This window comes from Xanthobacter lutulentifluminis (assembly GCF_043194675.2).
Taxonomy (GTDB): Bacteria; Pseudomonadota; Alphaproteobacteria; order Rhizobiales; family Xanthobacteraceae; genus Xanthobacter.
Map to the genome: position 1 here is coordinate 4,486,310 of NZ_CM195525.1, position 12,915 is coordinate 4,499,224.

11 protein-coding genes are annotated in these 12,915 nt (G+C 72.2%); 6 read left to right on the plus strand and 5 right to left on the minus strand.

The window, feature by feature from the left end; genetic code table 11:
- Positions 1-29: 29 nt before the first annotated feature.
- On the minus strand, positions 30-1,103 hold the full coding sequence (locus tag V5F49_RS20755) for a lysine-2,3-aminomutase-like protein (RefSeq protein ID WP_394115170.1): 1,074 nt from the start codon (positions 1,101-1,103) through the stop codon (positions 30-32).
- A gap of 136 nt (positions 1,104-1,239) precedes the next feature.
- Between V5F49_RS20755 and V5F49_RS20760 the strand changes: the two genes are divergently transcribed.
- From V5F49_RS20760 to V5F49_RS20770, 3 genes are all read left to right on the plus strand, one after another.
- Complete coding sequence (locus tag V5F49_RS20760; RefSeq protein ID WP_394115171.1) at positions 1,240-1,563, plus strand: XdhC family protein; 324 nt, start codon at positions 1,240-1,242, stop codon at positions 1,561-1,563.
- Between the two features lie 79 nt (positions 1,564-1,642).
- Entirely contained in the window at positions 1,643-2,347 is a 705-nt protein-coding gene (locus tag V5F49_RS20765) for an XdhC family protein (RefSeq protein ID WP_394115172.1), read from the plus strand.
- A complete protein-coding gene (locus V5F49_RS20770; protein WP_394115173.1) occupies positions 2,344-3,990 on the plus strand; it encodes an NTP transferase domain-containing protein in 1,647 nt (548 codons plus the stop codon). The genes V5F49_RS20765 and V5F49_RS20770 overlap by 4 nt, the downstream gene beginning before the upstream one ends.
- Here the strand turns inward: V5F49_RS20770 and V5F49_RS20775 are convergent.
- Positions 3,971-4,423, minus strand: coding sequence for a DUF488 domain-containing protein (locus V5F49_RS20775; RefSeq protein WP_394115389.1), 453 nt, complete (start codon positions 4,421-4,423; stop codon positions 3,971-3,973). The two genes, V5F49_RS20770 and V5F49_RS20775, sit on opposite strands and share 20 nt — an antisense overlap.
- A gap of 208 nt (positions 4,424-4,631) precedes the next feature.
- On the opposite strand from V5F49_RS20775, the gene V5F49_RS20780 reads away from it, so the two are divergent.
- Positions 4,632-5,846 carry a zinc-binding metallopeptidase family protein gene (locus V5F49_RS20780; RefSeq protein WP_394115174.1) on the plus strand — a complete coding sequence of 405 codons (1,215 nt, stop codon included), beginning with the start codon at positions 4,632-4,634 and terminating at the stop codon, positions 5,844-5,846.
- A gap of 252 nt (positions 5,847-6,098) precedes the next feature.
- Positions 6,099-7,592: an MDR family MFS transporter gene (locus V5F49_RS20785; RefSeq protein ID WP_394115175.1), complete on the plus strand. Its 1,494-nt coding sequence runs from the start codon at positions 6,099-6,101 to the stop codon at positions 7,590-7,592.
- A gap of 254 nt (positions 7,593-7,846) precedes the next feature.
- Here V5F49_RS20785 and topA read toward each other — a convergent pair whose 3' ends face one another.
- A complete protein-coding gene (gene topA / locus V5F49_RS20790) occupies positions 7,847-10,504 on the minus strand; it encodes a type I DNA topoisomerase (RefSeq protein ID WP_394115390.1) in 2,658 nt (885 codons plus the stop codon).
- A 427-nt stretch (positions 10,505-10,931) separates the two neighbouring features.
- Between topA and V5F49_RS20795 the strand changes: the two genes are divergently transcribed.
- Positions 10,932-11,153 (plus strand): hypothetical protein, encoded by a 222-nt coding sequence (locus V5F49_RS20795; protein WP_394115176.1) that lies wholly within the window; start codon positions 10,932-10,934, stop codon positions 11,151-11,153.
- Between the two features lie 4 nt (positions 11,154-11,157).
- On the opposite strand, the gene dprA is transcribed toward V5F49_RS20795, so the two are convergent.
- Both dprA and plsY read right to left on the minus strand, forming a co-directional pair.
- On the minus strand, positions 11,158-12,291 hold the full coding sequence (gene dprA, locus V5F49_RS20800; protein ID WP_394115177.1) for a DNA-processing protein DprA: 1,134 nt from the start codon (positions 12,289-12,291) through the stop codon (positions 11,158-11,160).
- Positions 12,292-12,296: 5 nt separating this feature from the next.
- On the minus strand, positions 12,297-12,902 hold the full coding sequence (plsY, locus tag V5F49_RS20805) for a glycerol-3-phosphate 1-O-acyltransferase PlsY (RefSeq protein ID WP_394115178.1): 606 nt from the start codon (positions 12,900-12,902) through the stop codon (positions 12,297-12,299).
- Positions 12,903-12,915: the final 13 nt, after the last annotated feature.

Here is a 12,915-nt window from a genome sequence, read left to right on the forward strand (position 1 = left end):
GGCGCGGCCTCTGTCGCGGATCGAGCGCCTCACCCCTCCGGCGGGTAGAGGTGGACGCCGCCGCAATTGTCGCTCACCGCCAGCCGGTCGCCGGCGGGCGCGATGTGGCCCGGCGTCAGGGGTACCTTGCCCGCGCCGCCGGGAATGTCGAGCACGTAGGTGGGCAGCGCGATGCCCGAGAGCCGGCCGCGCAGCGCCCGCATCAGCGCCTGTCCCTCCGCCACGTCGAGGCGGAAATGGCCGGTGCCCGGTGCAAGGTCCGGATGATGCAGGTAATAGGGCTTCACCCGGCATTCCACGAGCGCGCGGAACAGCTCCGCCATCGTCTCCGCAGTGTCGTTCACGCCGCGCAGCAGCACCGACTGGGACAAAAGCGGAATGCCCGCATCGGCCATGCGCGCGAGCGCGGCGCGCGCGGCCGGGGTCAGCTCGCGGGCGTGGTTCACGTGGATCGCCACATAGGGGGTGAGGCCGGGCGCCTTCAGCGCTGCCACCAGCGCGTCGGTGACGCGCTCCGGCGCGGCGATGGGCACGCGCGTGTGGTGCCGGGCGATCTTCACATGGCCGATGGCGGCGAGCCGTGCCGTCACCTCGCCCATGCGACGGGGCGAGAGCATGAAGGGGTCGCCGCCGGTGAGGATCACCTCCCAGATCGCCGGATGGGCGGCCAGATAGGCGAATGCCGCCTCCAGCGCCTCCGGCGACAGGGAGGTGCCGGCGCCGGGGCCCACCATCTCGCGCCGGAAGCAGAAGCGGCAGTAGACGGCGCAGACGCCCACGATCTTCAGCAGCGCGCGGTCCGGATAGCGGTGGACGATGCCGGGAACGGGACTGTGGGCGTCATCGCCGATGGGGTCGGCGCGCTCCTCGGGCGTGGTGACGATCTCCTCCGGACGGGGCACGAACTGGCGGGCGATGGGGTCGGCCGGGTCGGCGGGGTCGATGGCAGATGCGAGCGTCGGCGTGAGAGCGACGGCATAGCGCGCGGCAACCGGAGCGAGGTCCCCGGCATCCCGTGCGTCGGCGAGGCCGGCGGCCACCAGTTCGTCGATGGTGCGCAGGGTGCCCTGATCGCGCGCGGGGAGGGGAAGAAGGTTTGCCATCAGCTCAGCGGGTCTTGGACCGGCGGAAGGCGCCAGTGGAAAGGCGCGCTCGGGGGTGCGCCGCGTGTCGACCGAACCTATATGGGAAGAGCCGGGCCTTGCCAAATGCCGGCCGGCGCATCCGGGAGGGCCTGCCATGGACGTGACCGATGGCGATGTGATGGCCGCCGCCGAGCGCTGGCGGCAGGAGGGGCGCGGCGTCGCGCTCGCCACCGTGCTGGAAACCTGGGGCTCCGCGCCGCGCCCGGTGGGCAGCCGGCTGGTCATCGATGCCGAGGGCAATTTCCTCGGCTCCGTCTCCGGCGGCTGCGTCGAGGGGGCGGTGGTGGGCGAGGCGGCGGAGGTGATCGCCTCCGGACGGCCGCGCACGCTGGAATTCGGAGTCGCCGACGAGACCGCGTGGCAGGTCGGCCTGTCCTGCGGCGGGCGCATCTCCGTCTACGTGGAGCGGGTGGACTGACTGTGCGGCGCGCCGCGCGGGTCTATACTGCGGCGGTATTCGCGCGCTGCCCGCGGACTGCGCGCCGGAAGGATGCCTGATGCGCCTCGACCTGCTCGCCGCCCTCAATGCCGAACGGGCCGCCCGCCGCGCCTGCGTGGTGGTGACGACGTTGGCCGACGGCGTCCAGCGGCTGGTTACCGCGGCCGGCGTGGCCGGCGATCCGCTGGCCGGCCCCATCGCCGCCGCGCTGGCAGAGCGGCGCAGTTGCGTGCTGGGGGAGGGGACCGGGCGCCTGCTGATCGCGGTGGAGGCGCCGCCGCCCCGCCTCGTGGTGATCGGCGCCGTCCACATCTCGCAGGCTTTGGCGCCCATGGCGCGCCTCGCCGGCTTCGACACCATCCTGATCGACCCGCGCACCGCCTTCGCTACCCCCGAGCGCTTCCCCGACGTGCCGGTGATCGCCCGCTGGCCGGAAGAGGCGCTGCCGCAGGTCGGGCTGGACCCCTTCACCGCGCTGGCGGCGGTGACCCACGACCCCAAGCTGGACGAGCCGGCCCTCGCTGCGGCGCTGCGGGCGGGCTGCTTCTACGTGGGCGCGCTGGGCTCGCGCCGCACCCATGCGCGCCGGGTGGAGCGGCTGGCGGCGCAGGGCTTCGCGCTGGAGGAGAGCGCGCGCATCCATGCTCCCATCGGCCTCGACATCGGCGCGGCGAGCCCGGCCGAGATCGCGGTGTCGATCCTCGCGGAGGTCATCCGCGCCCTGCGCACCGGCGCATCCCTGCAGCGGGGGGCGGCGGCGTGAGGTTCGGGCCGGTTCCGCTCGCCGCCGCCCAAGGCGCCATCGCCGCCCATTCGGTGCGGCTCGAGGATGGCGTGATCCGGAAGGGCACGCGCCTCGGCCGGGCGGAGATCGCGCGGCTGGAGGCGGCCGGCCTGGCCGAGGTGGTGGTGGCGCGGCTCGAGGCGGGCGATCTCGGCGAGGATGCCGCCGCCGCGCTGCTCGCCGATGCGGTGAGCGGCCCCCATGTGCGCGCCGCCCCGGCCGATACCGGGCGTGCCAACCTCTATGCCGCCGCCGCGGGTCTGGTGCGGGCCGCGCCCGACGCGGTGGGCGCCTTCAACGATGTGGACGAGGCCATCACGCTCGCCACGCTGCGGGATTTCGCGCCCGTCGCGGTGGGGGACATGGTGGGCACGGTGAAGATCATCCCGTTCGCGGTGCCGGCCGCCAGCGCGCAGGCCGCGGCGCGGGCCGCGCCGGGGGCGCTCTCGGTCGCTCCCTACCGGCTGACGCGGGTGGCCGTGATCTCGACGCTGCTGCCGGGCCTTGCCCCGAAGCTGGTGGAGAAGGCAGTTGCGGTCACGCGCGCGCGCCTTCACCCCACCGGCGCCCGGATCATCGACAACCGCACCGTTCCCCACGAGGCGCAGGCCCTTGCCGCGACCCTGACGGCGGTGGCGCAGGCCGGGGCGGAGCTGGCGATCGTGTTCGGCGCCTCCGCCATCACCGATCGCAGCGACGTGGTGCCCGCCGCGCTGGTGGAGGCGGGCGGCGTGGTGGACCGGCTCGGCATGCCGGTGGACCCCGGCAACCTCATCATGCTGGGCCGGCTGGGCGAGATGCCGGTGATCGGCGCGCCGGGCTGCGCCCGCAGCCCCAAGGAGAACGGCTTCGATTTCGTGCTCCACCGCCTGCTTGCGTGCTTGCCGGTGAGCGCCGGCGACATCGCCCGCATGGGCGCCGGCGGCCTGCTGACCGACATCGCCGCCCGGCCGCATCCGCGCGCGGCGATGGCGGGCGAGGGGACGGCGGGGGAGGGCGCGTTCGCCGCCGTCATCCTCGCCGGCGGACGCAGCGCCCGCATGGGCGAGCGCGGCGGACAGGCGGTGAACAAGCTGCTCGAGGAGGTGGCCGGCGTGCCGGTGGTGCGGCGCGTGGCCGAGGCGGCCCTCGCCTCCCGCGCCCGGCCGGTGATCGTGGTGACCGGCCATGATGCCGGCGCGGTCGCCGAGGCCCTCGCTGGTCTCGACGTGACACTGGTCCACAACGCGGATTTCGCCTCCGGCATGGCGTCCTCGCTGGCGTCCGGCATCGGCGCCGTGCCCGAGGGAGCCGCCGGGGCGCTGCTGATGCTGGGCGACATGCCGCTGGTCGGGCCGGGGCTGATCGACCAGCTCATCGCCGCGCATGATCCGCAGGCCGGACGGCTTGTCTGCGTGCCCCGGCACGGCGAAAGGCGCGGGCATCCGGTGCTGTGGTCGCGGCGCTTCTTTGCCGAGCTGTGCGCCCTGTCCGGCGATGTGGGCGCGCGCCATCTGCTGGCCGCCCACGCGGAGGTGGTGGCGGAGGTGGAGGCGGCAGACGACGGCGCCCTGGTCGACGTGGACACGCCCCAGCTGCTGGACGCCGCGCGCCGGCGGGCGATCAGAACGGAGCCGGCATGAGGTGCGTGGCCGGCACGTCCAGCCGCTCGCACAGCCACTGCGCCAGCATCAGCCGGTGGCAGCCTTCCACGTGGCGCTCGTAGCACAGCAGGCAGATGCGCCGGCCGGCGGCGAGGCCCGCCAGTTCCTCCAGCGCCGCCTGTGCCGGCGCGGTGGCAAGGTGGGCGCCATAGATGCGCGTCAGCGCGGCCTGGTCGCCGCTGCGGGCCGCGAGCCGCCCCTCCTTCGGCGTGCCGAGGGCGCGCAGGTGCACATAGCCGATGCCCTGCTCCGCCACGCCCGCCGCAAGCGCCGTCTTGGAAAAGCCGGGCCGGCGCGAGGCGGCGACGGCCCGCACGTCCACCAGCAGGTCCACCCGTGCCTCCCGGAGGGCGTCGGTGAACGCCTGGGGCGTGCTCTGCTCGTAGCCGATGGTGAAGATGTCCGCCTGCATGGGCGCGATCATGCGCCCGGCCGGAGCCGGCGTCACGAGGGCGTTTCCCCCTGCGGCGGCGCACGATGGACACGGCGCGAATCCGGGAGGAATCTGTGCGGTGGACGCGGCGCGCGGGAACCCAGGGAGACCGGATGTGTTTCCCCTCCAGCCCGGCTCTGGGGACAAAAGCGCGCCTGACGCGCCGTGGCCGGGAGGGATGACCATCATGCGCCTGTTTCGCTGCGCCGCGTGCGACCAGCTCCTGTATTTCGAGAACCGTCGCTGCGAGAAGTGCGGCCATGATCTCGGCTACGTGCCCGAGACCAACGAGCTCGCCCCGATCGAGGCGGACGGCGACGCCTGGCGCACGCTGGGACGCACGGCGGGGCGCTACCGCTTCTGCGCCAATGCCGCGCACGATGCCTGCAACTGGCTGATTCCGGCGGAGCAGGAGGAAGAGTTCTGCCTCGCCTGCCGCCACAACCGCACGGTGCCCGACCTCAGTGTGCCCGAGAATCTGCGCAAGTGGCGCCGCGTTGAAGTGGCCAAGCACCGGCTGATCTATTCGCTCATCCGCCTCAACCTGCCGCTGGAGAGCAACAAGGACCGCGAGGGCGGCCTGTGCTTCGACTTCCTCGCCGACGCGCCCGACAACTCGGTGCCGCGGGTGATGACGGGGCACGACGAGGGGCTCGTCACCATCGCGCTGGTGGAGGCGGACGACGCCGAGCGCGAGCAGCGCAAGAATGATCTCGGCGAGCTGTATCGCACCGTGCTGGGGCATTTCCGGCACGAGGTGGGGCATTATTACTGGAACCGGCTGGTGCGCGATGCCGGGCGGCTCAATGCCTTCCGTGAGCTGTTCGGCGACGAGACGGTGGATTATGGCGAAGCGCTGAAGGTCTATTATGCCAATGGCCCGCTGCCGGAGTGGCAATCCAATTACGTCTCCGCCTATGCCACCGCCCATCCGTGGGAGGACTTCGCGGAGACCTTCAAGCACTACATCCACATCGTCGACACGCTGGAGATGGCGGCCGCCTTCGGCATCCGCGTGCGCCCCTGGCTCGACCGCACCGGCGAGCTGCAGGCGCAGGTGGACTTCAATCCGTTTCTCGCCTGCAGCATCCAGCAGATGGTGGATTCCTGGCTGCCCATCTCGTTCGCGCTCAACAACCTGAACCGCTGCCTCGGCATGTCGGATGCCTATCCCTTCATCCTCGGGCCGGGGGTGATCGCGAAGATCGGCTTCATCCACAGCCTGGTGCACCGGCAGGTGGAGCCGGACCCGCTGCCGGCACCGGAGGAGACCGCAATCCCGCCCGGCCGGGGCGAGAACGAGGCCGATGCGCCGGAGGGCAAGCCCGATCCGGCCCACAGGACAGCCGAGGCCGCGCCGGAGCTGAATGTTCCGCAGGACCCCGTTCCGGTCGATGCCTAGCGTCCGCCGCCGCGCCCTCGGGCGGTGTGCCGTGGTCTGCAGGGCGTGAGGGCGTCCGCCTAATTTCCGTTCCGTCGGGAGAGGCGCGGGCGCTGCCACGGACCTCAGGGCCGCTCTCTCGGCGTGCGGTTCCGCGCGATCACGCCTCCGCGACCCGCCGGTGGTTGCCCGCGCCGCGCCTTCCCGGCCGGGCGGGGGCGATGTAGAGCTGCCTTCCCGCCGGCCGAAGCCGCGCCTCCTTCCGAACGCACCATGGATCCGCACCAGCCCCCGCCATCCCGCGCGCCCGCCGGCGCCGCCCCCGGGCCGGGGGAGATCCGGCGCATCATCCTCGGCGTCATGCTGGCCATGCTGCTGGGGGCGCTGGACCAGACCATCGTGGCCACGGCGCTGCCCTCCATCGGCGCGGCGTTCGGCGATTTCGCCAATCTCGCGTGGGTGGTCACCGCCTATCTCATCGCCTGCACGGTGGTGACGCCGCTCTACGGCAAGCTCAGCGACATCCACGGCCGGCGCGTGATGCTGCTGACGGCGGTGGCCGTCTTCAGCATCGCCTCGGTGGGATGCGCGCTGGCGCCGAGCCTTCTGGCGCTGGTGGTCGCGCGCTTCGTGCAGGGGCTGGGCGGGGGCGGGCTGATCTCGCTGGCGCAGACCATCATCGCCGACGTGGTGCCGCCGCGTGAGCGGGGGCGCTATCAGGCGCAGGTCGCCGGCGTGTTCGGCGCCGCCAGCATCGCCGGGCCGGTGCTGGGCGGCGTGCTCGCCCAGCATTTCGACTGGTCGCTGATCTTCTGGATCAACCTGCCCCTCGGCCTTGCCGCCTTCCTGATGACCCAGCGCGCCCTGCGCCGCCTGCCGCGCCACGAGCGGCGGCACCGGATGGACTATTCCGGCGCGGCGCTGATGATGCTGGCGAGCATCGCCCTCTTGCTGGCGCTGGGGTGGGGCGGCGTGCGCTATGCGTGGTCGTCGGCGCCCATCCTCGGCCTCCTGGCCGCTGCGGGTGCGCTGTCAGTCCTGTTCGTGTGGCGCATGGCGCGGGCGGAGGAGCCGTTCCTGCCGCTCGGCCTCCTGAGCGATCCGGTGGTGGGACGCGGCATCGCCGCCGCATTCGCGGCCGTGGGCGCGATGGTGGGGCTCTCCATCTACGTGCCGCTCTATTTCGAGACCGCGCGCGGCCTTTCGGCCACCGGCTCGGGCCTGGCGCTGATCCCGCTCATGGGTGGGGTGGTCTGCGGCGCCATGATCTCCGGCCAGTCCATGCCCCGCATGGTGCGCTACAAGCGCCCGGCGCTGGCGGGAACCGGGCTTGCGGCGCTCCTGCTCCTGGCGCTCGCCGCGCTGCCGGCCGCGCTGCCGCTGTGGGCCGTGGGCGTGCTGTTCGCGCTGGTGGGCATGGGCATCGGCACGGTGCTGCCGGTGTGCACCGTCTCCATCCAGAACGCCGTTCCGCCCCACCGCATGGGGACGGTGACGGGCGTCATGACCTTTTTCCGCCAGCTCGGCGGCGCGCTGGCGGTGGCGGTTCTGGGTGCCGTGCTGGTCGCCGCCATCGGCGCCGACAAGGTGATGGATGCGGACGCGCTCGCCCGCATGGCGGCGGCGCCGCTGATCGGCGACGCGTTCCGGCTGGTGTTCGCCACCGTCGCGGCGATGCTGGTCGCCACCTTCGCCGGCCTCCTGACCATGCCCGAGCGGCCGTTGCGCGGCGCCGTCCATCTGCCGGCGGAGGTGCCGGGGGCCTGACGAGGCGTCAGCGGATCGGCGGAAGGAGCACGCGGCCCGGCATCGTGCGGCAGACGACATCGAAAGGATCGCCGCGCCGTGCGCCCGGTCCTCCGGCGCATGGACGTGGCAATCCGGCGCGTCAGCGGATCAGCGGATCGGTGGTCCGGCGGGCGATCCTCGCGGCCGGATGGTCCGCGCGGGAGGCCCCGTCAGGCGACGGGCCGAGCCTCGAATGCGGACACCCGGCGCCCGAAAGCGCCGGGACGGGCGGCCTATTCGGCCGCCTTGGTGCCCTTGGCCTTCGGGGCGGCCTTCTTGGTGCCGGCGGCCTTGGTGGCCGCCTTGGCCTTGGGCGCGGCCTTGGCCTTCGTCGCCTTCGGCTCGGCCGATTTCGCGGCGGTCTTCTTCGGTGCCTTGGCGGGCGAGGTTGCGGCCTTGGCGTCGATGATGGTCACCGCATCGGCGAGGGTCAGCGCCTCCGGGTCCACCGATTTCGGCAGCGTGGCGTTGATCTTGCCGTGGTTCACGTAGGGGCCGAACCGGCCCGCGCGCACGGTGATCGGTCCGCCATGGACCGGATGATCGCCCAGCGTGCGCCCGGCCGTGGCTGCTCCGCGCCCGCCGCGGCCCTTGGACTGCTTCTCGGCGATCAGCGCCACCGCCCGGTTGAGGCCCACCGCGAGCACATCGTCGCCATCCTCGAGATTGGCGTAGATGCGCCCGTGCTGGACGTATGGCCCGTAGCGGCCGATGCCGGCGAGGATGGGCTCCTGGTCGTCCGGATGGCGGCCGATCTCGCGCGGCAGGGCGAGCAGCTTCAGCGCCGTCTCCAGGTCCACGTCGGCCGGGGCGAGGCCCTTGGGGAGGGACGAGCGCTTGGGCTTCTCCCCGTCCTTGCCTTCGCCGAGCTGGAGATAGGTGCCGAACCGGCCGGAGCGCACCGTCACCTCCTCGCCGGACTCCGGATCGAGGCCGAGCACGCGCGTGCCGTCGCCTTCCTGGGCATTGTCGCCGGTGAGCGGACGGGTGTGGCGGCACTCGGGATAGTTCGAGCAGCCGATGAAGGCGCCGAACTTGCCCATCTTCAGCGACAGCCGACCGGTGCCGCAGGTGGGGCACAGGCGGGGGTCGGTTCCGTCCTGGGTGGGCGGGAAGATGTGGGCGGTGAGCATCTCGTCCAGGGCGTCGAGCACCTGGGAGACGCGCAGATCCTTGGTGGCCTCGATGGCGGCGTGGAAGTCCTGCCAGAAGGCGCGCAGCACCTCCTTCCAGTCGATCTGCGCCGCGGAGACCTCGTCGAGCTTCTCCTCGAGGTCGGCGGTGAAGTCGTATTCCACGTAGCGCTTGAAGAAGCTTTCTAGGAAGGCCGTCACCAGCCGTCCCTTGTCCTCGGGCACGAGGCGCTTCTTGTCGAGCTTCACATATTCGCGGTCGCGCAGCACGGCGAGCACGGCGGCGTAGGTGGAGGGACGGCCGATGCCGAGCTCCTCCATGCGCTTCACCAGCGAGGCTTCCGAATAGCGCGGCGGCGGCTCGGTGAAGTGCTGCGTGGTCTGGATGTCCCGCCGGTCGAGGCGCTCGTTGGCGCTCATGGCGGGGAGGCGGCGGCTCTCCTCGTCGTCGTCCTCGTCGTCCTTGCCTTCGCGGTAGAGGGTGAGGAAGCCGTCGAACTTCACCACCGTGCCGGTGGCGGTGAGGTCCAGCGTCCGGCCGCCGGCTTTCGCCTCGATGTCGGCGGTGGTGCGCTCCAGCTCGGCCGATTCCATCTGGCTCGCCACGGTGCGGATCCAGATCAGCTCGTAGAGCTTGGCCTGTTCGCCATCCACGTAACGGGCCACCTCTCGCGGGTGGCGGGAGGGGTCGGTGGGGCGGATGGCCTCGTGGGCCTCCTGCGCGTTCTTGGCCTTGGTGGTGTACTTGCGCGGCACGCCGGGCAGGTACTTGGGGCCGAACTGCTTGCCGATGGCGCTGCGGGTGGCGGCCACGGCCTCGGGCGCCATGTCAACGCCGTCGGTACGCATGTAGGTGATGAGGCCCACCGTCTCGCCGCCCACGTCGACGCCTTCATACAGGCGCTGGGCGATCTGCATGGTGCGGGCCGGGGCGAGGCCGAGCTTGCGGCTCGCCTCCTGCTGCAGGGTGGAGGTGGTGAAGGGAGGCTGCGGATGGCGCCGCACCGGCTTCGCCTCGATGGAGCGGACGCGGAAATCCGCGCTCTCCAGCGCCGCGCGGAAGGCCTTCGCTTCCTCCGCCGTGCCCACCGACAGGCGGGTGATCTTCTTGCCGTCGGCACCCGAGAGGCGCGCCTCGAACTCCTCGGCGCGGGGCGTCGCGAGGCGGGCGACGATGGACCAGTATTCCTTCTTGACGAAGGTCTCGATCTCGCGCTCGCGGTCGCAGACGAGGCGCAGCGCCACCGACTGCACGCGCCCGGCCGAGCGGGCGCCCGGCAGCTTGCGCCACAGCACGGGCGAGAGGGTGAAGCCCACCAGATAATCGAGCGCGCGGCGGGCGAGATAGGCATCCACCAGCGCCACGTCGATGGCGCGCGGGGCCTTCATGGCCTCCAGCACCGCCTGCTTGGTGATGGCGTTGAAGACGACGCGCTCGACCTTCTGGTCCTTCAGCGCCTTCTTCTGCCGCAGCACCTCAAGCACATGCCAGGAGATGGCCTCGCCCTCGCGATCCGGGTCGGTGGCGAGGATCAGGCCGTCGGCGCCCTTCACGGCGCTGGCGATCTCGTTGAGGCGCTTCTGGGCCTTGGGATCGACTTCCCACAGCATGCGGAAATCGGCATCCGGGTCCACCGACCCGTCCTTGGACGGCAGGTCGCGCACGTGGCCGTAGGAGGCGATGACCTCGTAGCCCGGACCGAGATATTTGTTGATCGTCTTCGCCTTGGCGGGCGATTCGACGATGACGACCTGCATGGCCAACCGTATCTCTTCACATGGGCCGCTGCCCCATTGCGCGGCCTCAAAGCAGTTTCGGGGCCGCCGATGGCGATCCCTGTCCCTGCCGCCGCCCGGGAAGGCCGCGGCTTTTCCCCATCGCGGCCGGGATGGCCGCGCTACCTTCATCCATCACGACCCGCAGGCCGCCAGCGCTGCCCGGCGCGATCCGAAGGCCGCCGAACACGCAGGCTCCGTCCGGCTGGTCGCAGCAATGCGTCTTCCGTGCGGCGGTTCGCGGCGTCGGGGAGCGGCCGCAACATGGGGAGCGGAACGGCGCCTGTCAAATTCTGCCACCGGAGAGCACCTCCGGCCCCGGTACGTCAAAATACAACCATAGATACGTTTAAATATGTCACTCAATCTATAAGACGTGGTCCCTGTCCAGTTTCGCCGGGGCGGCGCCATGTCCGATCTGTCCTCGTCCAGCCTGCGGGTCGATCCCGCCTCCGCTGCCGCGTATGTGGCCTCGCTCGCCGCCGAACTGCGCCGGCTGGCGCGGGGCAACGGGCTGACGACGCTGGCCTATCTGCTGGAGATGGCCGAGCTGGAGGCCAAGAGCGTGGCGGCCGACCTCGAAGCCTCCGGCAGCCTCTCCCCGCCGCGCGGCGGCCGGCGCCCCGGCTGAGGGGTCACGCCCGCAGCGCCACGCGGCCGGGGCCGGGGCGATCGAGACGGCCGGCGAGATCGAGCTCCAGCAGCACCATCTGCACCTCCGCCGGCGCGCAGCCGGAGAGCCGCACGATATCGTCGATGAGGGCCGGCACCGGCCCCAGCAGCTCGATGATGCGGGCGCGCGCATCCTCGCCGGGCTGCGCCGGCTCCATGGCCGGCCCCTCCGCCTCGATGGCATCGCCGCGCGCCCGCCCGGCCATGGGGGCGAGCACGGAAATGACGTCCTCCGCTTCGGTCACCAGCGTCGCGCCCTGCTTCAGCAGACGGTTGGTGCCGCCGGCGCGGGGGTCCATGGGCGAGCCCGGCACGGCGAACACCTCGCGTCCCTGCTCGCCGGCGAGGCGCGCTGTGATCAGCGAGCCGGAGCGCTCGGCCGCCTCCACCACCACCACGCCCAGCGCCATGCCGGAGACGAGGCGGTTGCGGCGGGGAAAGTCCCGGGCGCGGGGCTCCCAGCCCACCGGCATCTCGGAGACGACGGCGCCCATCTCCGCCACCCTGCCGATGAGGCCGAGATTCTCCGGCGGATAGGGCTTGGCGAGGCCGCCCGCGAACACGCCCACCGTGCCCCCGTCCAGCGCGGCTTCGTGAGCGGCGGCGTCGATGCCGCGGGCAAGGCCCGAGACCACGACCCAGCCGGCGGCGGCAAGATCGCGCGCCAGACGGGCGGCGAAGGAGCGGCCGGCCGCCGAGGCGTTGCGCGCGCCGACGATGGCCACCATGGGCCGCTGCAGCACCGCCCCTTGGCCCTTCACGCACAGCAGCGGCGGGGCATCGTCCAGCTGGCGCAGGGCGAACGGATAGTCCGCCTCGCCGGATGCCACCAGCCGCGCGCCCATGCGGGCGAGCGCCGCCATCTCCGCCTCGGCCTCGTCGGGCGTGGGCATGCGCGGCGGCAGCAGCCGGCCGCCACGCCGGGCGAGGGAGGGCAGGGCCTCGAGCGCCGCGCTGGCGCCACCGAACTGGTTGATGAGGGCGCGGAAGGTGCGCGGGCCGACATTCTCAGTGCGGATCAGGCGCAGCCAGTCACGCCGCTGGACGGGGGAGAGCAGCTCTCCCGGACCGGGCGCGGGCGGTGCCTGTCGCGCCATGCGCCTCAGCCCTTCGCGCCGATCTTGCCTTCCGTGCCTTCCATGAGGCGGCGGATGTTGGCGTGGTGCTTGATCCACAGCAGGATGGCAAGCACAGCCAAAAGCAGCGCCAAAGGATCGCTCCCCATCACCTTGGCCGCGATTACGGTCGCGACCGAGGCCATCAGGGCGGAGAGGGAGGAATAGCGCGTCAGCTTCGCTGCGGCGAGCCACACCACCGCGAACACCAGCGCTGCCGGCCAGATCAGGCCCAGGGTGACGCCGAGGAATGTCGCCACCCCCTTGCCGCCCCTGAAGCGCAGCCACACCGGCGCGATGTGTCCCACGAACGCGCCGAGGCCGGCGGCCATGGCGGCCTCCATGCCCCAGAGATAGCGGGCGGCGAGCACGGCCGCCGTCCCCTTCAGCGCGTCGAGCAGCAGGGTGGCGGCGGCGAGATCCTTGCGCCCGGTGCGCAGCACGTTGGTGGCGCCGATGTTGCCCGAGCCGATGGCGCGGATGTCGCCCGTGCCGGCGGCCCGGGTCAGCAGCAGGCCGAACGGGATGGAGCCCAGCAGGTAGCCGAGCGCCAGCGCCATGGCGAGCACGAGCGCGGACGACGGATCAGGCATGCGGACCTCTTGA

Excerpts from the sequence above, each read along its gene's own strand:
- V5F49_RS20775 (WP_394115389.1), bottom strand. The coding sequence starts at position 4,423 with ATGCAGGCGGACATCTTCACCATCGGCTACGAGCAGAGCACGCCCCAG.
- V5F49_RS20785 (WP_394115175.1), top strand. The coding sequence starts at position 6,099 with ATGGATCCGCACCAGCCCCCGCCATCCCGCGCGCCCGCCGGCGCCGCC.
- V5F49_RS20760 (WP_394115171.1), top strand. The coding sequence starts at position 1,240 with ATGGACGTGACCGATGGCGATGTGATGGCCGCCGCCGAGCGCTGGCGG.
- V5F49_RS20780 (WP_394115174.1), top strand. The coding sequence starts at position 4,632 with ATGCGCCTGTTTCGCTGCGCCGCGTGCGACCAGCTCCTGTATTTCGAG.
- topA (WP_394115390.1), bottom strand. The coding sequence starts at position 10,504 with ATGCAGGTCGTCATCGTCGAATCGCCCGCCAAGGCGAAGACGATCAAC.
- dprA (WP_394115177.1), bottom strand. The coding sequence starts at position 12,291 with ATGGCGCGACAGGCACCGCCCGCGCCCGGTCCGGGAGAGCTGCTCTCC.
- V5F49_RS20755 (WP_394115170.1), bottom strand. The coding sequence starts at position 1,103 with ATGGCAAACCTTCTTCCCCTCCCCGCGCGCGATCAGGGCACCCTGCGC.
- V5F49_RS20765 (WP_394115172.1), top strand. The coding sequence starts at position 1,643 with ATGCGCCTCGACCTGCTCGCCGCCCTCAATGCCGAACGGGCCGCCCGC.
- V5F49_RS20795 (WP_394115176.1), top strand. The coding sequence starts at position 10,932 with ATGTCCGATCTGTCCTCGTCCAGCCTGCGGGTCGATCCCGCCTCCGCT.
- plsY (WP_394115178.1), bottom strand. The coding sequence starts at position 12,902 with ATGCCTGATCCGTCGTCCGCGCTCGTGCTCGCCATGGCGCTGGCGCTC.